The organism is Streptomyces sp. NPDC048338 (assembly GCF_043201055.1).
GTDB lineage: Bacteria > Actinomycetota > Actinomycetes > Streptomycetales > Streptomycetaceae > Streptomyces.
In genome coordinates, this window is the sequence record NZ_JBICYQ010000017.1 from 174,079 (window position 1) to 194,115 (window position 20,037).

Below are 20,037 nucleotides of genomic sequence, written 5' to 3' on the forward strand. Positions count from 1 at the left end.
CGTCGGCGGGCCCGTCTCGCGTCGCCCCGCGGCCTCCGCCGGTCCTCGCGGTGCGCGAGCCCGGGTCGTCGCAGCCATTGACCCACTGGCCCTACTTCGCGGTAACTTACCGTCGGCAGAGCAGAGGGGGCAGGCGCGTGGCAGACCACGATCTCACCGGCTTCACCCAGGGCACGTTCACCCACGACGGCGCCACCCGGCGGGTGCTGCGCCGGGGCACCGGACCCGCCGTGATCGTGCTGGCGGAGATCCCGGGCATCACGCCCAAGGTCCTGGAGTTCGCCGAGCGCGTGGCGGCGACGGGCTGCACGGCCGTCCTCCCGGTGCTCTTCGGTACGCCCGGCCGCGACCCGAACCCCGCCGCCCACGGCTGGGCGCGAACCGGCCTCACCACGGCGTCCGCCCTCTGGCGGGTCTGTGTGAGCCGGGAGTTCACGCTGCTGGCCACCGGGCGCAGTTCGCGCGTCGTGTCGTGGCTGCGCGCGCTCGCCGCGGCCGAGCACGAGCGGTGCGGCGGCCCCGGGGTCGGCGCCGTCGGCATGTGCCTGACCGGCGGATTCGCCCTCGCCATGGCCACGGACGAGCGGCTCGTGGCCCCCGTCCTGTCCCAGCCGTCGCTGCCCCTGGCCGTCACCCCGGGCCGCGCGGCCGGCATCGACATCGATCCGCGCGAGCTCGCGATCGTGCGGGGGCGCTGCGAGCGGCAGGAACTCCAGGTGCTCGGGCTGCGCTTCCGGAGCGACCGGCTCGTTCCGGAGGACCGCTTCGCCTTCCTCCGGCGGGAACTGGGCGACGCCTTCGTCGCGGTCGAGCTGGAGGACGACGCCGCGAACCCGGAGGCCGTGCTCGCGCCGCACTCCGTCCTCACCGAACACCTGATCGACGAGCCCGGTCAGCCCACCCGGCAGGCACTGGACCTGGTCCTGGACCTGTTCCGCACCCGGCTGCTCGGCGAGCGGCCGGGTACCGTCGGCTGATCCGGGCGGACGGGCCCGCCGGCCGGCACCGGCCCGACGCGCCGCGGCCGGCCTCGCGCTCCGGGGCCGGTCAGGTGCCGAGGTTCCGCCACAGGAAGGTGTGCACCAGGGCGTTGTTGTGGGCGGACTGCTCGTTGTCGCCGGCGCCCGCGTGGCCGCCCCCGGTGTTCTCGTGGAACAGCACCCGGTGGCCGAGTTCGCGCAGCCGTGCCGCCGCCTTGCGGGCGTGGCCGGGGTGCACGCGGTCGTCTCGGGTGGAGGTCATCAGCAGCACCGGCGGGTAGGTCCGGTCGGCGGCGAGCCGATGGTAGGGGGACAGCGCGCCGAGGTGGGCGCGGTCGGCCTCGTCGTCCGGATCCCCGTACTCGGCGATCCAGGACGCGCCGGCGAGGAGCCGGTGGAAGCGGAGCATGTCCAGCAGCGGCACCTGGGCGACGATCGCGCCGAACAGTTCCGGGTGCCGGGTGAGCATCGCGCCCATCAGCAGTCCGCCGTTGCTTCCCCCGGCGGCGCCGAGCATGGCCGGCGTGGTGATGCCGCGCGCGACGAGGTCCTCGGCGACGGCCGCGAAATCGTCGAAGGCGCGGGTCCGGTGGGCGCCGAGCGCGGCCTGGTGCCACGCGGGTCCGTACTCGCCGCCGCCCCGGATGTTGGCGATGACATGGGTGCCGCCCCGCTCCAGCCAGCCGCGGCCCGTCACGGCCCCGTAGAAGGGGGTGAGGGAGACCTCGAACCCGCCGTAGCCGTAGAGCAGTGCGGGGCCGGGGCCGGTCGACGCGTGGTCCGGGCCGATCACGAAGTACGGCACGCGCGTCCCGTCCCGTGAGGTGGCGAAGTGCTGTGCGACCGCCAGCCCGGCGGTGTCGAATCGGGCCGGGGCCTCCTTGAGGATCTCGCTGTCGCCGCCGACCACCCCGCGGTGGAGCGTGGACGGCTGCAGGAATCCCGACACGTCCAGGAAGTACTCGTCGGAGACGTCCGGGTCGGTGTCGACGACGCTCACGGCGGACAGCGCCGGGACGTCCGCCAGCGGCTCGCGCGTCCAGCCGCCGCCGGGGGCGGGGGTGAGCACCTCGATGTGGGTGGTGACGTCGCGCATCGTCTCCAGGATCAGGTGCCGGCGGGTCCAGGAGTGTCCGGCGAGTGCCGTCCGCGGGTCCGGGGCGAAGAGCACCTCGGCGTCCCGGCCGCCCGCCAGGAAGGCGTCGAAGCCGAACGCCAGCAGCGAGCCGGCCCGGTGTCCGAGCCAGTCGGACTTCAGGGTGACGACGAGGTGGTCGCGGTGGGCGTATGCCTCCGCGTCCTCGGGGACGTCGATCCGTACGAGCGTGCCGTCGGCGGCCAGCAGGAACTGCTCGCTGCGGAAGAAGTCGAGGGAGCGGCCGACGAAGTCCCGCTCGTAGCCGGGTGTGGGGTCGTGGGTGCCCCAGGCCGACACGTCGGCCGTCTCCGCCTCGAAGACCAGGGCGGCGTCCTCCAGGGGGGTCCCCCGCCGCCAGCGGCGCACGGTGCGGGGATAGCCGGAGTCGGTGACCGAGTCCGGCCCGAGTTCGGCGCCGACGAAGACGGTGTCGTCGTCGATCCAGCCGATCCGGGTCTTGCCCTCGGCGACCCGGAAGCCGTCCTCGACGAAGGCCCGCGAGGCGAGGTCGTACTCGCGGACGACGACGGCGTCGCCGCCGTCGCGGGACAGGCACACCAGGGCCCGGTCGTAGCCCGGCCTGCGTACCCGGGCGCCGGCCCACATCCACTTCTCGCCCTCGGCGGCGGCCAGCGCGTCGACGTCGAGAAGGACCTCCCACTCGGGGAGGTCCTTGCGGTACTGCTCCAGCGTCGTGCGCCGCCACACCCCGCGGACGTGGTCGGCGTCCCGCCAGAAGTTGTAGAGGTACGCGCCCCGGCGGGTGGTGTACGGGATGCGGTCCGAGGCGTCGAGGACCTCCCGCAGCCGTTGCTTTCGGGCGTCGAAGCCGGCGTCGGCGGCCAGTTCGGCCCGCGTCTCGGCGTTCCGCTCGGCCACCCACTCCAGCGCTTCCGCGCCCTCGACGTCTTCCAGCCACAGATACGGGTCGTCTTCGCTCACACGCCGCATTGTGCAGGTCCGGGGGCTGTCGCGGCCACCTCGTCCTCCGCCGCCGGAGGTCCGGCGGCGGAGGACGGGGGGCGCTTCCCGGCTCCGCGGTCAGACGCGGCGCCAGCGGCTCATGCCGAAGGAGAACAGGCCGAACAGCGCGAGTCCGGCCGCGAGGGCGACGAGCAGCCACGGTCCGGCGCCGGTCTGCGCGAACGAGCGGATGGCGTCGTCCATGCCCTTCGCCTCGTCGGGGTCGAAGTCGATCGCCGCCCGCAGGGCGAAGTAGCCGACGGCGGCGAGAAGGACGCCGCGCGCGACACCGCCGGCCACGCCGGTGACGTCCATGTAGCGGCGCGCGTTCTTCGACATCGCCCGGTCCAGATGCTTGCGGTACTTCCTCCGGACCGCCTGGGCGGCGATCCACAGGCCGGCGACGACGATGCCGACGGCCGCCGCGCCGACCAGCCACCGGCCGGCCGGGAGGGCCAGCAGACGGGCGGTGGCGTCCTGGCTCTGGCGGTCGGTCTCGCCGGCGCCGCTGTCCCCGGCGCCGGCGGCGAAGGCCAGGACGACGGCCGCCACGAACGCGTAGAAGACGCTCCTGACGGCGGACAGCGCCCGCTTGCCCGGCTTGTGCCCGTCGGGGCCCGCGGCTCCGAAGACCGCCTCGGTGAGCCGCCACACGGCCATGCCGGCGAGTCCGGCGCCCAGCGCCCACAACGGGACGGCGCCGGCGGGGGTGGCCGCGATCTGCTCCAGGGCCCCGCCCCGGTCGGCCTGCTCGCCCCCGCCCGTCATGCCGATCCGTACGGCCAGGACGCCGATCAGCAGGTACAGCACACCTCGTGCCGCGAAGCCGGAGCGGGCGCCCACCCTCACCGCGTCGCTCCGGGCCACGCTGCGCATCGAGGATCTCGGCGAATGCGCGTCAGCCATCTCTCTCCCTCCCTCGGCGCGGTCGTCGGGCTACCAGCGGTACCAGCGGCCCGAGCCGCCCTTCGGCCGGGCCACGAAGCCCAGCAGCCACACGACGAGCAGGATCACGGCGATCCACCAGAGTGCCTTCAGCGCGAATCCGGCGCCGAAGAGAATCAGTACGAGAAGCAGAACGAGAAGAAGGGGAACCATGTTTATCAACCTCCGGACTTCCGCTTACCCTGCCTTCACACCACCATTCCGGTGGATTTTCGGGTTTCTGCGCGGCAATCCCGGGAATTCGGCGCGCCGCGTTCCGGGAGAAATTCAGGATGGGGCGTTTACGAGCGCCCGGACAGGTCAGACGCCCAGACGTCAGACACGATCCAAGCGCAGGGAGTGATCGACTGTGTCCGGTGAGCAGAAGATGAAGGGCAAGGCCGAACAGGCCAAGGGAAAGGTCGAGGAGACGGCCGGCCGCGCGGCGGGCAACGAGCGTCTGACGGCGAAGGGAAAGGCCGACCAGGCGAAGGGCGACGCTCGTGCCGCCAAGGAGAAGGCGAAGGACGCCGCGAAGGACGTCTTCAAACACTGACATCCGCGGAGAACGCGTGAGGTCCCCCGGCGTCCCGCACCCGAGGACGTCGCTGATCGCCGAGAGGGCCACTCCAGGGTGCGGAGCGGCCCTCTCGGCGTGTGCGCGCCGGCCGGTGCCCCCGCGGCGGGGGCACCGGCCGGCGGCCGCGTTCAGCAGATGCGCGGCAGCTGCTCCCCGAGCGGCAGGTCGACCACACGGGTGCCGCCGAAGCCGGTGCGCGCCACGACGAGACCCGGGTGGGACTCGACGGCCTCGCCGATGACGGCCGCGTGCCGGCCCAGCGGGTGTGCGTGCAGGGCGTCGAGGACGGCGTCCGCGTGGGCGCGCGGGACGAAGGCCACCAGCTTGCCCTCGTTGGCGACGTACAGCGGGTCCAGGCCGAGGATGGCGCAGGCGTTCGCGACGGCGGGGGGCACGGGGACCTTGGCCTCCTCGATGACCACGCCCGTACCGGAGGCCGCCGCGATCTCGTTCAGGGAGGCCGCCAGTCCACCGCGCGTGGGGTCGCGCAGGACGTGGATGTCGGGGGTGACGACGAGCATGGACCGCACGAGCCCCCCGAGCGCGGCACAGTCGCTCTCGATGTCCACGCCGAACTCCAGGCCCTCGCGGACGCTCATGATCGCCACTCCGTGGAGTCCGATCTCGCCGCTGACGATCACGACGTCTCCCGGCACCACGCGCTGCGGGCGCAGGTCCACCCCGTCGGGGATGAGGCCGATGCCGGCGGTGTTGAGGTAGATGCCGTCGCCGTGTCCGGCCTCGACGACCTTCGTGTCACCGGTGGCTACCTCGACCCCTGCGGCCCGTGCGGCGGCACCCAGGGCCTCCGCCACCCGGGCCACCGTGGAGACCTCGACCCCTTCCTCCAGGATGAACCCGCAGGACAGGTAGGCGGCCTGGGCCCCGCTCATCGCCAGGTCGTTCACCGTGCCGTTGACCGCCAGGTCACCGATGCTGCCGCCGGGGAAGAAGAGCGGCCGGACCACGTAGGAGTCGGTGGAGAAGGCCATCCGGACGCCGCCCAGGGTGAGCGCCGCCGAGTCACCGAGCCCGGCCAGGAGCTCGCCGCCGAAGGCCGGCGCGAACAGGTGCTCCACCAGTTCGGCGGAGAGCGCGCCGCCGCCGCCGTGCCCCATGACGATGCGGGGACGGTCACGCAGGGGCGCCGGGCACGTCCAGCCGGTGATGTCGAGTGCGGTGTCAGGCAACGGGGCTCGCCTCCCGGGACGCGGCGGTGCCGGAGGAAGCGGCCGGGGTGAGGCCGAGCCGGCGGTAGAGGTAGTACGCGGCGCAGGCCCCCTCGCTGGAGACCATCGTGGCGCCGAGCGGGGTGCGCGGGGTGCACCGGGTGCCGAACGCCTCGCACTCGTGCGGTTTGAGCAGGCCCTGGAGCACCTCGCCACTGCGGCACTCGGCGGGCTCCCGGGTGTCGATGCCGGTCACCGAGAAGCGGTGCTCGGCGTCGAACTCGCGGTACCGGGCGGACAGCCGCCAGCCGCTGTCGGGGATGACGCCGATGCCGCGCCAGGCCCGGTCGGTGACCTCGAAGACGTCCTCCAGCATGGCGAGGGCCGCCGGGTTGCCCTCGGGTCGGACGGCCCGTTCGTAGGCGTTGTCGACCGTGTGCTCGCCGCGTTCGAGGAGGTGCACCGCGCGGCGTACGCCCTCCAGGATGTCGAGCGGCTCGAAGCCGGTGACCACGATCGGCACGCGGTGGCGCGCCGCCAGGTCGGGGTACTCGCCCGTCCCCATCACGCTGCACACGTGCCCGGCCGCGAGGAACCCCTGCACGCGACAGCTCGGCGAGTTCATGATCGCCTCGATCGCCGGGGGGACCCGGACGTGGGAGACCAGCAGGCTGAAGTTCGCGATGCCCAGCTTCCTCGCCTGGTACACCGTCATCGCGTTGGGCGGCGCCGTGGTCTCGAAGCCGATGCCGAAGAAGACCACCTCGCGCCCCGGGTTCTCCTGGGCGATCCGGAGCGCGTCGAGCGGGGAGTAGACGACGCGTACGTCGCCTCCCTCGCTGCGCACCTGGAAGAGGTCGCGGCCGGTGCCGGGCACGCGGAGCATGTCGCCGAAGGAGCAGAAGATCACCCCCGGGCGGGAGGCGATCTCCAGCGCCTTGTCGATGACCTCCAGCGGGGTGACGCACACGGGGCAGCCGGGACCGTGGATCAGCTCGATCTCGTCCGGCAGGATCTGGTCGATGCCGTGCCGGATGATGGTGTGCGTCTGGCCGCCGCAGACCTCCATCAGCGCCCACGGGCGGGTGACGGTCGCGTGGATGTCGTCGAGCAGCCGACGGGCGAGGGCGGGGTTCTGGAACTCGTCGATGTACTTCACGGCCGTACCTCCGAAGCCTGCTCCCACGGGTCGCCGAACTCCTCCTGGAGCATGCCGAGTTCCTCGAAGAGCGCGAGGGTCCTGCGGGCCGACTCCTCGTCCAGGCGCTGGAGGGCGAAGCCCACGTGCACGATGGCGTACTCGCCGACCCGGAGGTCCGGGAGGTACTCGAGGCACACGTCCTTCTTCACTCCGCCGAAGTCGACGCTGGCCATGCGGGTGCCGTCTCTCTCGGTGATCTCAAGCACTCTGCCGGGTACCGCCAGGCACATGGGCCTCTCCTCGCTGTGGATGGGATGGGGTGAGGCGGGCCGCCGCCACCATGAGCTGACCGAGCGCCAACCCGCCGTCGTTCGGCGGTACGTGACGGTGTCTCAGCACGGTGAAGCCGCGCGTCCGCAGGGCTGCGGCGCAGGCGGCGGAGAGCACCGTGTTCGCGAAGACCCCACCGGTGAGGGCCACGGTGTCGGTCCCGTGCCGGTCGCGGGCGCGGGCACACAGGGCGACGACCAGCGCGGCCGCGGCGGCGTGGAAGCGGGCGGCGATCACCGGGCGGTCCGTGCCGGCCCGGACGTCGTCCGCCACGGCGGCCAGGACGGGTGCGGGGTCGGCGCGCAGCGGGCCGTCGCCGCCGGAGGCCGACAGGCCGAAGGAGTACCGGCCGTCCACGGCGGGGCCGGTCCCGTCCGCGGCCGGCGGGGCGGCCCGGAGCGCCGCGGCCTCCAGTTCGATCGCGGCCTGGGCCTCGTAGCCCGCGCGGTGGCAGATGCCCGCGAGGGAGGACACGGCGTCGAACAGCCGGCCCATGCTGGAGGTCGGCACGCAGTTCAGGTCGCGGTCCAACTGCTGCCCGAGGAGACGGAGTTCGTCGTCCGGGCACGCCGCAACGCAGGGCAGGTCCGGCGTCCACGCGATGCCCGCGGCACGCAGGTGGGACAGGGCCATGCGGTAGGGCCGGTGCACCGCGGCGTCGCCGCCCGGCAGCGGCACGTACGCGAGGTGGGCGAAGCGCTCGTAGCCGGCGTAGTCGGCCACGAGGACCTCGCCGCCCCAGACGGCACGGTCGTCGCCGTAGCCGGTGCCGTCGAAGGCGACGCCGATGACCCGGTTCTCGCCGGTCAGCCCGTGCTCGGCCATCGCGGACGCGAGGTGCGCGTGGTGGTGCTGGACGCGCGTCAGGGGGCGGCCCCCGGCCCGTCGGGAGGCAAGGGCGGCGGACCGGTAGCCGGGGTGCCGGTCGGCGGCGAGGAAGGTGGGGGTCACGCCGGTGATGGACTCCAGCTGGCGTTCGGCGCGTTCGTGGGCGTCCTGGGTGGCGAGGTCGTCCATGTCGCCGATGTGCGCGGACAGCCAGGCCCGGCGGCCCTCGCCCAGGCAGAGGGTGTTCTTGAGGTCGCCGCCGACGGCGAGGGTCGCGGGCACGGCGAACGGCAGGGGCAGCGGGAGCGGGGCGTAGCCGCGGGAGCGCCGCAGGACCGTGGGTTCGCCGTCGAGGACACGGACGACCGAGTCGTCGCAGGGCACGTGGATGGGGCGGTCGTGCGTCAGCCAGGCGTCGGCGAGTCCGGCCAGCCGCTCCAGGGCCTCGGCGTCGTCGGCGACGATGGGTTCGCCCGAGAGGTTCCCGCTGGTCATCACCAGCAGGCGCGGGCCGGGCGGGTCGCCGGGCAGACCGAGCAGCAGATGGTGCACGGGGGTGTACGGGAGCATCACGCCGAGGTCGGGACAGCCGGGCGCGACGCCCTCGGCCCGGTCCACGGCGCCGGCCCGGCGGCGCAGCAGCACGATGGGCCGCGTCCCACCGGTGAGCAGGGCCCGCTCGCGCGGGTCGAGGTGGACGAGCGGCTCCACGTCGGCGAGGTCGCGGGCCATCAGGGCGAACGGCTTGTCGCCGCGGCCCTTGCGGCGCCGGAGCTCCGCCACGGCGTCCTCGCGGGCGGCGTCGCAGGCCAGGTGGTAGCCGCCGAGCCCCTTCACGGCGAGGATCGCCCCGGCGGCCAGCAGCCGGCGGGCCTCGGACACGGGGTCGTCGGACGCCGTCTCGCGGGGCGGGCCGCCGAGGAGGAGCCTCAGCCGCGGTCCGCAGGCCGGGCAGGCGACGGGCTGGGCGTGGAACCGGCGGTCGCCCGGGTCGGCGTACTCCCGGGCGCAGTCGGGGCACATCGGGAAGCCGGCCATGGTGGTGTGGGCGCGGTCGTAGGGCAGCCCGGTGACGATGGTGAAGCGCGGCCCGCAGTGCGTGCAGGTGATGAACGGGTGCCGGTGGCGCCGGTCGGCGGGATCGGCCAGTTCCCTCAGGCAGTCGGCGCAGGTGGCCGTGTCCGGGGCGACCAGCGTCCGGCCTCCGCCGTCGGTCCGGGAGGCGACGATGCGGAAGCCCGCGTCGCCCTCGACGGGGACCTCGCGGTGGTCGACGGTGTCCACCACCGCGAGCGGCGGCGCCTCCGCGGCGAGCCGCTCGCAGAACAGCAGCACCGCGGCGGCGGACCCCTCGACCTCGGCGACGACGCCGTCCGGGGTGTTGGTGACGTGCCCGGCGAGGCCGAGGCCGGTGGCGCGGGTGTAGACGTACGGGCGGAAGCCGACGCCCTGCACCACGCCCCGGACGACGACCCGCCGCCGCTGCACCGCCTCCATCAGCGGGTCTGCGCCATGTCGTGGTCGTGGGGCCGGCCGTGATGGTCACCGTGGTCGTGCGCGTGCTCGTGGGCGTGCGGGTGCGCGTGCTCATGGGCGTGGGTGTGTCCGTGTCCATGACCGTGCTCGGGGCGCGCCATCACCGGCCGGTGCGGTGCCGCGCCCTCCGCGACGGCGAGCGCGCGGTCGAGCAGGACGCCCACGCCCTCGTCCGCGCGGGCCGAGGTCAGGACCATCTCCACACCGGGGTTGACCCGCTGGACGTTCTCCCGGAAGGCGGCCTCGTCGAAGTCGACGGCCTGCGCGATGTCCGTCTTGGTGACCACGACCAGCTGGGCGAGCCCGAAGGCCGTCGGGTACTTGAGCGGCTTGTCCTCGCCCTCGGTCACCGACGCGAGGACCACCCGCAGGGTCTCCCCGAGGTCGTACGAGGCCGGACAGACGAGGTTGCCCACGTTCTCGACGAACAGCAGCCGGGCGTCATCGGGCAGCCACCCGTCCAGGTACCGGCCCAGCATCGCGGCCTCGAGGTGGCACAGACCGTCGGTGAGCACCTGCCGGACGGGCACGCCGGAACGGGCCAGCCGTGTCGCGTCGTTCTCGGTGGCCAGATCGGCGGTCAGCGCGGCGACCGACAGACCGCGCTCGCGGGCCAGCGTCAGCTCGCGTTCCAGGAGGGCCGTCTTCCCGCTGCCCGGGCTGGAGAGCAGGTTGACGACAGCGGTGCCGCGGGCGGTGAGCGCGGCGCGCAGGGCGTCGGCCGCCGCGTCGTTCTTGGCGAGCACCGCCTGTTGCAGGTCGACGACTCGGCACATGGTCAGGCCTCCTCGGGAATCGGTTCTCGGGTGGGCGCGGCGGCGGCCGGGTCGGTGCCGTCCTCCCAGGTGACGCTGAGGATCCGTAGTTCGCGGCCGGCCAGGAGCTGCACGTCGGCGGCCGTGCCGCACGCCGTGCAGCGCAGCTCGGGCGGCATGCCCACGGCCCAGGTGTGCGCGCAGGATCCGCACCGGGCGCGCGCGGGCTCGGAACGGGTGACGAGTCGCGCGCCGTCGAGGACCGTTCCGGCGCAGGCCAGTTCGAAGGAGAAGGCCAGCGCGTCGGGGACGACTCCGGCCAGCTCACCGACCTGGAGTTCCACCCGGGTGACCGCGTTCGCCCCGCCGGCCAGGGCCGCTTCTTCCACCTGGGCCACCACGGCCATGGCGATCGACATCTCGTGCATCGGACTCCGTCCTGCCGGGGCTCATTAGACCGACGGGACGGCGACGACGGCGTCGGCCACGCCGAGAGCGGGCACCGCGCGTCCGCCATTCGGGCGTGGCCGTGGGCCGGGGTGCGTCACATCCGGCGCATGCGCAGGTAGCGCCTCACGTCGGGCAGCACCTGCAGGGCGACGACGAGCGCGACCGCGGCCATGCCGCCGATGACAGCCTTCTTCATGAGCTTCTCCTCAGTTCGTGGAGGGGCCGGTGGTCCGTGCCCCCGGTGTCGTCCCGGAGCAGGTCGCGCAGCATCCCGACGGCCCGCGGCACCGCCTCGGCCACCGGCCGGCTCAGGCCGATGCCCTCCTCGACGACGGCGGGTTCGCAGCCGACGACGTAAGTCCGCCGGGGCGGTCGGGAGCCGGTGCCGGCGCACAGGGTGCCGAGCAGGGCGAGGACCGCGTCGGGGGACATGTGGTGCCCGTCGAGCACGGCTCCGCCCGGCTCGGCCGGCCCGGGCCCGGCGACCGCGCCGGTCTCCGGGTCGTCGACGTCGATCAGGTAGAGCGTGCCGGGCTCGCCGCCGCGCGCGGTGGCGTCGACCAGGACGAGCGTGTCGTAGCCGTCGAGCAGCTGGTAGGCGAGGTGGACCCCGCGTACGCCGAAGTCGGTGACCTCGACGCCGTCGGGCAGCGGGTGCGCGGACAGGGCGCGTACGGCTTCGCCGCCGAAGCCGTCGTCGCCGAGGAACATGTTGCCGATCCCGGCGACGAGGGTCCGGCCGTTCACGCCTCCTCCAGCGGGGTGACCTCGTCGGGCTGGAAGTAGAGGAACCGGCCCTGCTCGCGCCGGATGTCGGCTCCGGGGTCGCCTTCCACCGTCACGGCGAGGTGCACTCCCCCGTCGACGTCGTGGAGGACCGCCTCGACCAGGGCTGCGCGTCCCTGGACGAACAGGTCCTGGGCGTCGGTGCGGCGCAGGCCGGGGCGGAGCAGGACGCGGCTGCCGACGCCCACCGAGACGCCCTCGACCGTGATCCGGTCGCGCAGCGGGTCGGCGGTGTCGTCCGAGGCCGGGTCCCACCACGGCTTCTCGGGCCGGAACACCGCCTCCTCGTCGGGGAGTTCGGTGAACACCTCGGGCCCGGCGGGGTCCGCCGCATGCGCGGCGGCGTCCGGGCCGGTGATCTCGCGCAGCGCGCGGACGGCGCCGTGCAGCCGCTCCAGGACCTCGGGGGGCATGGAGTCGGCGAGGTCGATGACGGCGGCCGCCCGGGCGTCGGTCCCCCGGGCCTCGCGCTTCTCCTGGTCGGTCAGGGCCGCCGTGCGCAGGGCGAGGATCTCGTCGATCTCGGTGGCGTCGTACATCGCGCCCGCGCTCTCCGGCGCGATGCTCGGATGGTCCTCCAGGATGATCGGCGAGGAGAGGACGACGTCGGCCCGTCCGGGGCCGCCGGCGAGGACCGGCCAGGTGTGCTCGTTCGCACAGGCCGAGACCGCGCTCCTGGCCCATTCGGGCGGGTCGGTCATCGAGAGGAACGAGCCCGCGCCGAGCCCCAGCAGGAGGTGCGCGGCGACCAGGGAGCGGGCCAGGGCCGCGTCGCGGTCGGTGTCCGGCGTCTCCGGGGTCCACGGGCTGGTGTTCTCCACGACCGCGGTGAGTTTCGACACCCGGTAGGGGCCGGGGACTTCGGCGGCCGAGAGGGTCACGGCGCCGTCGATCCGCTCGGTGCGCCGCACGAGTCGGCCGACGCACCGGCCGGCCTCGTCGAGGACGGACTCGATGTCCTCGCCGGCGACGCGGTGGAACGGGACCCGGACCCCGTCGCCCGCCAGCTCCGCGATGTCCACGGAGAGTTCCACGCGCTCCTCGGTGCCCTCGTCCCAGGGGACGAGGACCCGGTCGGCCAGGTGCAGTTCGGCGACGTCGGCGAAGGTCCCGTCGGGCAGGGCCTGTTGGACCGTGCGGCGCTGGGCGTGCAGGAAGCGGAGCTCCACGGTGAGCGTGGTGCCGCGCCTGGGCTCCATCAGGATCTCCGTGCGCTGCCGGGTGTGCTCGTCCTGGCGGGGGCCCCAGGAGGGCGGGACGAGCACGCCGAACTGCCACCGCAGCCGGTTCTTGGCCGCCGAGGCCCGGTAGGGGTAGAGCACGTATCCCTCGAACAGGACGGCGTCGGCCACGTGGCGTGCGGTGTCGAAGGGCGACTGCGGGGCCGCGGTCGTCGTCATGGCGTCCTCTCGGTGACGCGCGGGCGTCCGGTGCCCAGCCGGAACGGGGGCGGGGCCGGCTCGGCGCCGTCGGCCCGGTCGAGCAGCGCCCGTACGGTCGCCTCCCAGGAGGCCAGTGCGTGCCGGGAGCGGAAGGCGAGCAGGTCGGCCATGGTGTCGCGGGGCAGCCGGAGCCAGGCCGTGCCGGGGAAGTGCTGTTCGACCATCTCGCGCCAGACGGCCACGGGCATCCGGCAGGTCGCCTCGCGGTCCCAGGGGACCGGTTCGACGCGGAAGCCGGCGTCGCCGGTGAAGGCGGTGCCGGAGAACAGCAGGAGCAGCGGTGCCTCGCCGTCCTCCAGGGCGTCGAGGTACCGGGTGGCCGCGATGTCCATGTCGTAGGTGCAGGGCACGACCAGGTCGGTCTCGGTCTCCCCGGTGAAGCTCGGCACCATGACGGACACCTGGGCGATCTGCACGGGCTTCAGGGTGCTGCTCCAGCGGGAGCGTTCGCCGAACAGGTCGGCCAGGGCGTCGGCCTCGCCGTCGCCGTAGGACCGCAGGGCGGGTTCGGCGCGGATCTGGCAGCGCAGGGCGAGGGCGTGCACGCGGTCCTCGCCGGTGGCCGTGATGCGCAGCCGGAAGACCAGGGTGGGCCCGGCGGCGTAGGGGTCGGCGCGTACGCCGGTGCAGGTGAAGGCGAACTCGGTCATGACGGCCTCGCCTCCGCGGGGATCCTGGCCCGGCGTTCGACCTGGGCGAAGAACTCGTCCAGCGCGGCGCGGGCCTCGGCTCCGCCGTCGAAGCCCTGCCATGTCAGGCGCATGCGGCCGACGAGCCGGTAGCAGATGTCGATGGGGACGAGGTGGCAGGTGGTGCGGCCGTCCGGGGTGCGGTGGAGCAGCAGCGCCTCGACGTCCGGCTCCAGCAGGCCGGCGAGCCGTCCGGAGCCGAGGACGGATTCCCAGACCAGCGGGTCGAGTTCGCTCTCGGTGGCGCCGGCCGGGCTCGGGTAGAGCGCGACGAGGCGGTCGAGTGCGGCGTTGTGGAAGAGGAAGGCGACCGAGACCGGGATCCGGAGGGTCTCCCAGGCCGCCGCGTCGATGCCGTGCCCGGGATCGGCGAGGTAGCGGTCGGGTACGGCGCGGTAGCGGCCGGTCCGCGCGCCGGGGCGGTCGAACAGCAGGCCGCAGGCGGTGCACGCGCAGACGAGGGCCCGCCGCTCGGTCTCCACCAGGTGCCGGTGGCCGTCGGGGGGCACCACGACGCCGCACAGCTCGCAGGTCTCCGGCCGGGGCGGGCGCGGGCCCGCGAAACGTCGCAGGCCGCGCGGCCCCGCCGCGGGGGTGGCGGGGCCGGTCACGGCACCCGCACCGAGGTGGGCGGGCGGACCCCGATCTGGAGCAGCGGCGGAGCGGGAGCCGGGGCGGGTTCGATCTCCACCGCGGTCACCTCGGGGACGAAGGCGGCCAGGACGTCCTCCACGCCGCGGGTGTCCGCGCCCTCGCCTCCGGAGCAGCCGCAGCCGCCGCCGGTCGCCGTGGGGCGCAGCCGCAGGACTCCGGTGGCCGCGTCGAAGCCGACGGCCTCCAGCGGGTCGCGGGCCGCACCGAGGGCGCGGCCGATCCGGGTGTGCACGTCCTCGGGGTGGAGTTCGTGGAGGGTGAGCAGGGAGGCCACGAGCTCGTCGTCGAGCAGCTCGGCAGGGAGTCCGTCGGCGAGGCCGCCGACGATCCGGGCGAGGCCGGCGCCGTAGAAGTCCATGAGCACGCGGACCAGTTCCTCGGCGGCGGCGCAGGCGTCCCGGTCGCCGGTGGCGGCGAGCCGGTCGAGCACCTCCTCGACCCGGCGCCCGGTCAGGGTCGCGTCGGCCGTCGCGCTCATCCGCCCAGTCCGCTCAGTCCGGTGGGCACGTGCATCGTCTTCACCGTCTTGCCGCCGCCGACGTACATGTGGACGCCGCACGGCAGACAGGGGTCGAAGCTGCGCACCGCGCGCATGATGTCGATGCCCTTGAAGTTCTCCGGGGTGTTCTCCTCGAAGATCGGGGTGTTCTGCACGGCGTCCTCGTACGGGCCGGGGGTGCCGAAGGTGTCGCGGGTGCTGGCGTTCCACGGGGTCGGCGGGTACGGGTGGTAGTTGGCGATCTTGCCGTCGCGGATCACCATGTGGTGGGACAGCACGCCGCGGACGGCCTCGGTGAAGCCGACGCCGATCGACTCGTCCGGCACGTCGAACTTCTCCCAGGTCTGGGTGCGTCCGGCGCGGACCTCGGCGAGCCCCTTCTCCGCGCAGTGCAGCGCGATGGCGGCGGCGTACGCCTGGAAGTACGTCCGGGCGCGGTTGCGCTCCAGCGCGTTGCTCCACTTCGGGATCTTCCACTCGAAGCGGGTCTCCGGCTTGGTCATCGTGCGCGGCAGGTTGATGACGACGCTGTGCCCGGTCGCCTTGACGTAGCCGACGTCGACGAGGCCGGACAGGGCCGTCGACCAGAGGCGGGCGATGGGGCCGCCGCCGGTGTCGAGGGCGAGGTGGTCCTTGCCGTCGAACCAGCGCGGCGACATCACCCAGCTGTACTTGTCGTCGAAGTTCCGCTTCTGCGGGGCGGGGAGGGTGTGCTGGTTCCACGGGTGGCGGGGGTCGACCGGGTTGCCGAGGGGGTCGTGGGTGACGAACTGCTCCTGGCCCGCCCAGTCGTCGTAGTAGGAGCTGCCGAGGAGGATGCGGATGCCGAGGTTGATCTCGGTGAGGTCGTTGGTCACCAGCTTGCCGTCGACGACGACGCCCGGGGTGACGAACATCTTCCGACCCCAGTCGGTCATGTTGGCGTAGGTGAAGTCGCAGTGCTCGGGGTCGTTGAGCGCGCCCCAGCAGCCGAGCAGCACCCGGCGGCGGCCGACCTCCTCGTACCCCGGCAGGGCCTCGTAGAAGAAGTCGAACAGGTCGTCGTGGAGGGGGACGACCTTCTTCATGAACTCGCAGTACCGCATCAGGCGGCTCATGTAGTCCGTGAAGAGCTGGACCGAGGCGATGGTGCCGGTGCCGCCCGGGTAGAGCGTGGAGGGGTGCACGTGGCGCCCCTCCATCAGGCAGAACATCTCCCGGGTGTAGCGGCTGACCTGGAGCGCCTCGCGGTAGAACTCGCCCTCGATGGGGTTGAGGGAGCGCATGATGTCGGCGATGGTGCGGTAGCCGTGGTCGCCGGCGTGCGGGGCCTCGGTGCGCTCGGCGAGCTCCAGGACGCCCGGGTTGGTCTCGCGGACCATCTTCTCGCAGTAGTCGACCCCTACCAGGTTCTCCTGGAAGATGTTGTGGTCGAACATGTACTCCGCGGACTCGCCGAGATTGATGATCCACTCGCCGAGGTGCGGCGGCTTCACCCCGTAGGCCATGTTCTGCGCGTACACGGAGCAGGTGGCGTGGTTGTCACCGCAGATGCCGCAGATGCGGCTGGTGATGAAGTGCGCGTCGCGGGGGTCCTTGCCGCGCATGAAGACGCTGTAGCCGCGGAAGACCGACGAGGTGCTGTAGCACTCCGCGACCCGCTTCTGCTTGAAGTCGATCTTCGTGTGGATGCCGAGACTGCCCACGATGCGGGTGATCGGATCCCATGCCATCTCCACCAGGCCGCTGCCGTCGGCGGCCTTCTTCGTCTGCGGTGTCATCGTTTGTGCCGTGACCCTTCTGGTGCGGGGAGGTTTGCCGGGCCCGGGGGGCCGGAGCCGGGGTGGAGCGGGAGGTTCACCAGCGCGATCGGTAGCCCGTGGTCAGCTTCTTGCCGCTGTGCCGCCACTTCGGCTCCTGGTCCACGGTGTGCACGGTCATCGACCGGAGCCTGCGGACGACGGAGCCGTAGGCGCCGCTGGCCTTGCTGGACAACTTGGCGCCGGGAGGCTCGTCCATGAAGGGCATGAACTTGTCGGGGAAGCCCGGCATCGTGCAGCCGATGCAGATGCCGCCGACGTTCGGACAGCCGCCGATGCCGTTCATCCAGCCGCGCTTGGGGACGTTGCACTTGACGACCGGGCCCCAGCAGCCGAGCTTGACCAGGCAGGTCGGGGAGTCGTAGGTCTGCGCGAACTGGCCCTGCTCGTAGTAGCCGGCACGGTCGCAGCCCTCGTGCACGGTCGCGCCGAACAGCCACGACGGGCGCAGCTTGTCGTCGAGCGGGATCATCGGGGCCGAACCCGCCGCCTGGTACAGGAGGTAGGTGAGGGTCTCCGAGAAGTTGTCCGGCTGGATGGGGCAGCCGGGGACGCAGACGATCGGGATGCCGGCCTTCGACGTCCAGTCCCAGCCGAGGTAGTCGGGCACGCCCATGGCACCGGTCGGGTTGCCCTCCATGGCGTGGATGCCGCCGTACGTGGCGCAGGTCCCGATGGCGACGACGGCGAGCGCCTTGGGCGCCAGACGGTCGATCCACTCGCTGGTCGTGATGGGCTGCCCGGTCTCGGGGTCGTCGCCGAACCCGCACCAGTAGCCCTCGGGCTTGATCTTCTCGTTGGGGATCGAGCCCTCGACGACGAGCACGAACGGGTCGATCTCGCCCCGTTCCCCCTTGAAGAACCACTCGATGAAGGTGTCCGCGCCGCCGACCGGACCGCATTCGAAGTCGATCAGCGGCCAGTGCACCGCGATCTTGGGGAGTCCGGGCAGGGTGCCGGTCACGATCTCCTCGATGCTGGGCTGCATCGCGGCCGTCAGCGACACGGAGTCACCGTCACAGCTCAGCCCCGCGTTGATCCAGAGGATGTGGATCGTCGGGTCCTCGGTCGCCGTCTCCGGCATTGCTGCGGTCATCGGGTTGCCTCCTCGGGGAGGTGTTCTGGGAGGGGGTGGGCCGGGACGGTCTGCCCCGGACCCCACCTTTCTTGCTAGCAGTCCGCCGGCCGGTGCGCCTCGTCCTGTACGGCCAGTCCAGTGACGGCGCGCGGGCCGGAGGTGGTGCGCGCCGGGTCGCCGGGGGCGCCGCGGGTGAGGTGGGGCGGGGTGGCGGTGGCGGGCTCCTTGCGGACGAAGGCGCGCCGCAGCGCGTGGTACGGGGCCTCCGGGTCGTCGAAGATCCGCCGCATCCGGTCCAGCTCGGCCTCCCGGTAGGCCGCCAGCGGCCGCAGCGCCTCGTCGCGTTCGCGCCCGGCCTTCTTGCCGGCGATCCGGGTCGCGAGGGACGGCAGCGCGGCCAGGTGCGCGGCGAGCCGCGCCGTCTCGCCGGCGAACGCCTGGGGACCGCAGGGGAGGGTGCGGTCGACGAGCCCGAGGGACTGTGCGGCGGCGGCGCTCACCGGCAGGGCCTCGGCGGTGAGCCGCTCGGCGACCTCGGCGCCGACCCGGCGGGGCAGGGTGTAGGTCCAGTACTCGGAGCCGTACAGGCCCATCAGTCGGTAGTGCGGGTTCAGGACGACCCCGGTACGGCACCAGACCTCGTCGGCCGCGAGGGCCAGCATGACCCCGCCGGCCGCCGCGTTGCCGCCGAGCGCGGCGACCACCAGGCGGTCGGTGGTGGTGAGGACGGCCTCCACCAGGTCGTCGATGGCGTTGATGTTGGCCCAGGACTCGGCGGCCGGGTCCTGGGCCGCTTCGACGACACCGAGGTGGATGCCGTTGGAGAAGAAGTCGCGGCCGCCGCCGAGGACGAGGACCGAGGTGGGCCGGGTGCAGGCGTTCCGGTAGGCGTCGAGGAGGCGCCGGCAGTGCTCGGTGCTCATCGCGCCGCCCGGGAAGGAGAACGACAGGAATCCGACCTCCCCTTCCTCGCGGTAGGCGATGTCGGACCAGCCGGGCGGGGCGGTCGGGTCCGCCGGGGCGGCGAGGTCCCGCGGCGTGGCGAGGTGGGGGCTGGTGAGGTCCGGCCGGGCGGTGGGGTCCGACGCGGTCGGGAGCGGGGTGGTGACGTCCGGCGGGTCGGTGAGGAGCGGGGTGGCGAGGTCCGGCAGCGCGGGGAGTCGGCCGGCGAGGGCCGCCGTCGCGGGCAGCTTGACCTGCCCGGGCCCGCCCGGGGCGCGGCGGGCCCGGAGTTCGGGAATCCACACGGCGCCGTCGACCGTGGCCCGGCAGATCGCCCCGGCCCGGGTGGCGAGCAGCTCCCCCGGCCGGCCGCGGAGCACGGGCTCGGGGTGTCCGCCGTGCAGGAACCACACGTCGCCGAGCAGTTCGTCACGCACCCCCGGCTGCGAGTCGGCGGCGCGCAGCAGCCGCAGCACCCGCTCGGTGGAGTCCGTCCGCCAGTCGATCCGCCGGCCGTCCTGGCGCAGCGCCGCGCGGGTCCGGCTGGTGGTCTGCGGCTTCGGTACGTACGTGCCGGAGGCGAACCGGCGGACGGCGAGGTGCACGGCCGCGAGCGCCGCGTCGGCGATCTCGCCGCGGTAGAGGTCGCCCTTGGCCACCGCCGGCAGCGGGCACGCGACGCTCGCCCAGACGTCGCCGGCGTCCATCTCCGCCTCGGCCTGCAGGACCGTGACGCCCCATCGGGTCGCGTTCTCCTGGACGGCCAGGTCGAGGGAGGAGGGCCCCCGGTCGCCGATCGGTCCCGGGTGGACGATCAGGCAGGTGTGGGTGGACCACACCTCCTCGGGGACGGCGGTCCTCAGCATCGGGGCGATGACCAGGTCGGGCCGGTGCCGGTGCACGGCCTCCGTCAGGGAGACCCCGGGCAGGGCGAGTTCGACCGTGACGGCGTGCCCGTGGTCGCGCAGTTCGGCGTGGACACGCTGGGTCAGGCTGTTGAACGAACTCGCGAGGAGCAGGACGCGCACGTGACCTCCCAGCGACGGGCCCGGGGCCGCGCGGGAAGGCGGCCCCGGGCCGGTCGGCAGTACGTGCCGGTGCGTTCGACCGGCCGCCTGCGATGCTCTGCCATGGGGGCGGGCGGTTCCCGAAGCCGTACGGCCATGTCACCCGAAAGGCGCAGCGGCAGCGGCCAGTCGGCGGCAGGACGGGACGGCGGCGGCGCTGTCCGGAGCGGGCGCGCGGACACGTCGGGGCCGGGGGTGGGCGCGCTTCGGGTCGTACCCCGGGCCCGTGGTTTCCGGCCGCGCCCGGGTGTGCCGGCGGGCGGTCGCCGGAGGCGCCAAAGGCGTTG

20 protein-coding genes are annotated in these 20,037 nt (G+C 73.5%); 2 read left to right on the top strand and 18 right to left on the bottom strand.

Annotated elements, in window-relative coordinates:
• The first annotated feature begins 137 nt into the window (after positions 1 to 137).
• A complete protein-coding gene (locus tag ACGFZF_RS33560; RefSeq protein ID WP_393560462.1) occupies positions 138 to 977 on the top strand; it encodes a dienelactone hydrolase family protein in 840 nt (279 codons plus the stop codon).
• A 70-nt stretch (positions 978 to 1,047) separates the two neighbouring features.
• Here ACGFZF_RS33560 and ACGFZF_RS33565 read toward each other — a convergent pair whose 3' ends face one another.
• The 3 genes from ACGFZF_RS33565 to ACGFZF_RS33575 all read right to left on the bottom strand — a co-directional run bounded on the left by ACGFZF_RS33565 (position 1,048) and on the right by ACGFZF_RS33575 (position 4,179).
• Entirely contained in the window at positions 1,048 to 3,069 is a 2,022-nt protein-coding gene (locus ACGFZF_RS33565; RefSeq protein WP_393560464.1) for a prolyl oligopeptidase family protein, read from the bottom strand.
• Positions 3,070 to 3,159: 90 nt separating this feature from the next.
• Positions 3,160 to 3,987, bottom strand: a complete 828-nt coding sequence (locus ACGFZF_RS33570) for a DUF1206 domain-containing protein (protein WP_393560466.1) — start codon at positions 3,985 to 3,987, stop codon at positions 3,160 to 3,162.
• A 30-nt stretch (positions 3,988 to 4,017) separates the two neighbouring features.
• Positions 4,018 to 4,179, bottom strand: coding sequence for a DUF5670 family protein (locus tag ACGFZF_RS33575; protein WP_147981387.1), 162 nt, complete (start codon positions 4,177 to 4,179; stop codon positions 4,018 to 4,020).
• Between the two features lie 214 nt (positions 4,180 to 4,393).
• Between ACGFZF_RS33575 and ACGFZF_RS33580 the strand changes: the two genes are divergently transcribed.
• Positions 4,394 to 4,561, top strand: a complete 168-nt coding sequence (locus ACGFZF_RS33580; protein WP_393560532.1) for a CsbD family protein — start codon at positions 4,394 to 4,396, stop codon at positions 4,559 to 4,561.
• Between the two features lie 152 nt (positions 4,562 to 4,713).
• Here the strand turns inward: ACGFZF_RS33580 and hypE are convergent, their stop codons facing one another.
• The 15 genes from hypE to ACGFZF_RS33655 all read right to left on the bottom strand — a co-directional run bounded on the left by hypE (position 4,714) and on the right by ACGFZF_RS33655 (position 19,711).
• Positions 4,714 to 5,775, bottom strand: coding sequence for a hydrogenase expression/formation protein HypE (gene hypE, locus ACGFZF_RS33585; protein ID WP_393560468.1), 1,062 nt, complete (start codon positions 5,773 to 5,775; stop codon positions 4,714 to 4,716).
• On the bottom strand, positions 5,768 to 6,913 hold the full coding sequence (hypD, locus tag ACGFZF_RS33590) for a hydrogenase formation protein HypD (RefSeq protein WP_393560470.1): 1,146 nt from the start codon (positions 6,911 to 6,913) through the stop codon (positions 5,768 to 5,770). Before hypD ends, hypE begins: the two co-directional genes overlap by 8 nt.
• A complete protein-coding gene (locus tag ACGFZF_RS33595) occupies positions 6,910 to 7,185 on the bottom strand; it encodes a HypC/HybG/HupF family hydrogenase formation chaperone (RefSeq protein ID WP_393560472.1) in 276 nt (91 codons plus the stop codon). The genes hypD and ACGFZF_RS33595 overlap by 4 nt, the downstream gene beginning before the upstream one ends.
• On the bottom strand, positions 7,154 to 9,550 hold the full coding sequence (gene hypF, locus ACGFZF_RS33600) for a carbamoyltransferase HypF (RefSeq protein ID WP_393560474.1): 2,397 nt from the start codon (positions 9,548 to 9,550) through the stop codon (positions 7,154 to 7,156). Before hypF ends, ACGFZF_RS33595 begins: the two co-directional genes overlap by 32 nt.
• Complete coding sequence (hypB, locus tag ACGFZF_RS33605; RefSeq protein ID WP_393560476.1) at positions 9,550 to 10,365, bottom strand: hydrogenase nickel incorporation protein HypB; 816 nt, start codon at positions 10,363 to 10,365, stop codon at positions 9,550 to 9,552. The genes hypF and hypB overlap by 1 nt, the downstream gene beginning before the upstream one ends.
• Positions 10,366 to 10,367: 2 nt before the next feature.
• Entirely contained in the window at positions 10,368 to 10,772 is a 405-nt protein-coding gene (locus ACGFZF_RS33610) for a hydrogenase maturation nickel metallochaperone HypA (RefSeq protein ID WP_393560478.1), read from the bottom strand.
• A gap of 116 nt (positions 10,773 to 10,888) precedes the next feature.
• The gene (locus tag ACGFZF_RS33615) at positions 10,889 to 10,990 is read right to left on the bottom strand and encodes a DUF6893 family small protein (RefSeq protein ID WP_393560480.1); all 102 of its coding nucleotides are present in this window, start codon (positions 10,988 to 10,990) and stop codon (positions 10,889 to 10,891) included.
• Positions 10,987 to 11,505, bottom strand: coding sequence for a hydrogenase maturation protease (locus tag ACGFZF_RS33620; RefSeq protein ID WP_393560534.1), 519 nt, complete (start codon positions 11,503 to 11,505; stop codon positions 10,987 to 10,989). The genes ACGFZF_RS33615 and ACGFZF_RS33620 overlap by 4 nt, the downstream gene beginning before the upstream one ends.
• Before the next feature lie 32 nt (positions 11,506 to 11,537).
• Positions 11,538 to 12,980: a hypothetical protein gene (locus ACGFZF_RS33625; protein ID WP_393560482.1), complete on the bottom strand. Its 1,443-nt coding sequence runs from the start codon at positions 12,978 to 12,980 to the stop codon at positions 11,538 to 11,540.
• Positions 12,977 to 13,672, bottom strand: coding sequence for a DUF6084 family protein (locus ACGFZF_RS33630; RefSeq protein ID WP_393560484.1), 696 nt, complete (start codon positions 13,670 to 13,672; stop codon positions 12,977 to 12,979). The genes ACGFZF_RS33625 and ACGFZF_RS33630 overlap by 4 nt, the downstream gene beginning before the upstream one ends.
• Positions 13,669 to 14,322: a DUF5947 family protein gene (locus tag ACGFZF_RS33635; protein WP_393560486.1), complete on the bottom strand. Its 654-nt coding sequence runs from the start codon at positions 14,320 to 14,322 to the stop codon at positions 13,669 to 13,671. The genes ACGFZF_RS33630 and ACGFZF_RS33635 overlap by 4 nt, the downstream gene beginning before the upstream one ends.
• Complete coding sequence (locus ACGFZF_RS33640) at positions 14,319 to 14,843, bottom strand: hypothetical protein (RefSeq protein ID WP_393560488.1); 525 nt, start codon at positions 14,841 to 14,843, stop codon at positions 14,319 to 14,321. The genes ACGFZF_RS33635 and ACGFZF_RS33640 overlap by 4 nt, the downstream gene beginning before the upstream one ends.
• Complete coding sequence (locus tag ACGFZF_RS33645; RefSeq protein WP_393560490.1) at positions 14,840 to 16,624, bottom strand: nickel-dependent hydrogenase large subunit; 1,785 nt, start codon at positions 16,622 to 16,624, stop codon at positions 14,840 to 14,842. Before ACGFZF_RS33645 ends, ACGFZF_RS33640 begins: the two co-directional genes overlap by 4 nt.
• Before the next feature lie 76 nt (positions 16,625 to 16,700).
• Positions 16,701 to 17,759 carry a hydrogenase expression protein HypE gene (locus ACGFZF_RS33650; protein WP_393560492.1) on the bottom strand — a complete coding sequence of 353 codons (1,059 nt, stop codon included), beginning with the start codon at positions 17,757 to 17,759 and terminating at the stop codon, positions 16,701 to 16,703.
• 74 nt (positions 17,760 to 17,833) lie between these two features.
• Entirely contained in the window at positions 17,834 to 19,711 is a 1,878-nt protein-coding gene (locus ACGFZF_RS33655; protein WP_393560494.1) for a hydrogenase maturation protein, read from the bottom strand.
• Between the last annotated feature and the right edge of the window lie 326 nt (positions 19,712 to 20,037).

Coding starts and splice junctions, on each gene's coding strand:
- ACGFZF_RS33565 (WP_393560464.1), bottom strand. CDS start 3,069: ATGCGGCGTGTGAGCGAAGACGACCCGTATCTGTGGCTGGAAGACGTC.
- ACGFZF_RS33570 (WP_393560466.1), bottom strand. CDS start 3,987: ATGGCTGACGCGCATTCGCCGAGATCCTCGATGCGCAGCGTGGCCCGG.
- ACGFZF_RS33575 (WP_147981387.1), bottom strand. CDS start 4,179: ATGGTTCCCCTTCTTCTCGTTCTGCTTCTCGTACTGATTCTCTTCGGC.
- ACGFZF_RS33580 (WP_393560532.1), top strand. CDS start 4,394: ATGAAGGGCAAGGCCGAACAGGCCAAGGGAAAGGTCGAGGAGACGGCC.
- ACGFZF_RS33595 (WP_393560472.1), bottom strand. CDS start 7,185: ATGTGCCTGGCGGTACCCGGCAGAGTGCTTGAGATCACCGAGAGAGAC.
- hypF (WP_393560474.1), bottom strand. CDS start 9,550: ATGGAGGCGGTGCAGCGGCGGCGGGTCGTCGTCCGGGGCGTGGTGCAG.
- hypB (WP_393560476.1), bottom strand. CDS start 10,365: ATGTGCCGAGTCGTCGACCTGCAACAGGCGGTGCTCGCCAAGAACGAC.
- ACGFZF_RS33610 (WP_393560478.1), bottom strand. CDS start 10,772: ATGCACGAGATGTCGATCGCCATGGCCGTGGTGGCCCAGGTGGAAGAA.
- ACGFZF_RS33615 (WP_393560480.1), bottom strand. CDS start 10,990: ATGAAGAAGGCTGTCATCGGCGGCATGGCCGCGGTCGCGCTCGTCGTC.
- ACGFZF_RS33620 (WP_393560534.1), bottom strand. CDS start 11,505: ATGTTCCTCGGCGACGACGGCTTCGGCGGCGAAGCCGTACGCGCCCTG.
- ACGFZF_RS33625 (WP_393560482.1), bottom strand. CDS start 12,980: ATGACGACGACCGCGGCCCCGCAGTCGCCCTTCGACACCGCACGCCAC.
- ACGFZF_RS33630 (WP_393560484.1), bottom strand. CDS start 13,672: ATGACCGAGTTCGCCTTCACCTGCACCGGCGTACGCGCCGACCCCTAC.
- ACGFZF_RS33640 (WP_393560488.1), bottom strand. CDS start 14,843: ATGAGCGCGACGGCCGACGCGACCCTGACCGGGCGCCGGGTCGAGGAG.
- ACGFZF_RS33645 (WP_393560490.1), bottom strand. CDS start 16,624: ATGACACCGCAGACGAAGAAGGCCGCCGACGGCAGCGGCCTGGTGGAG.
- ACGFZF_RS33650 (WP_393560492.1), bottom strand. CDS start 17,759: ATGACCGCAGCAATGCCGGAGACGGCGACCGAGGACCCGACGATCCAC.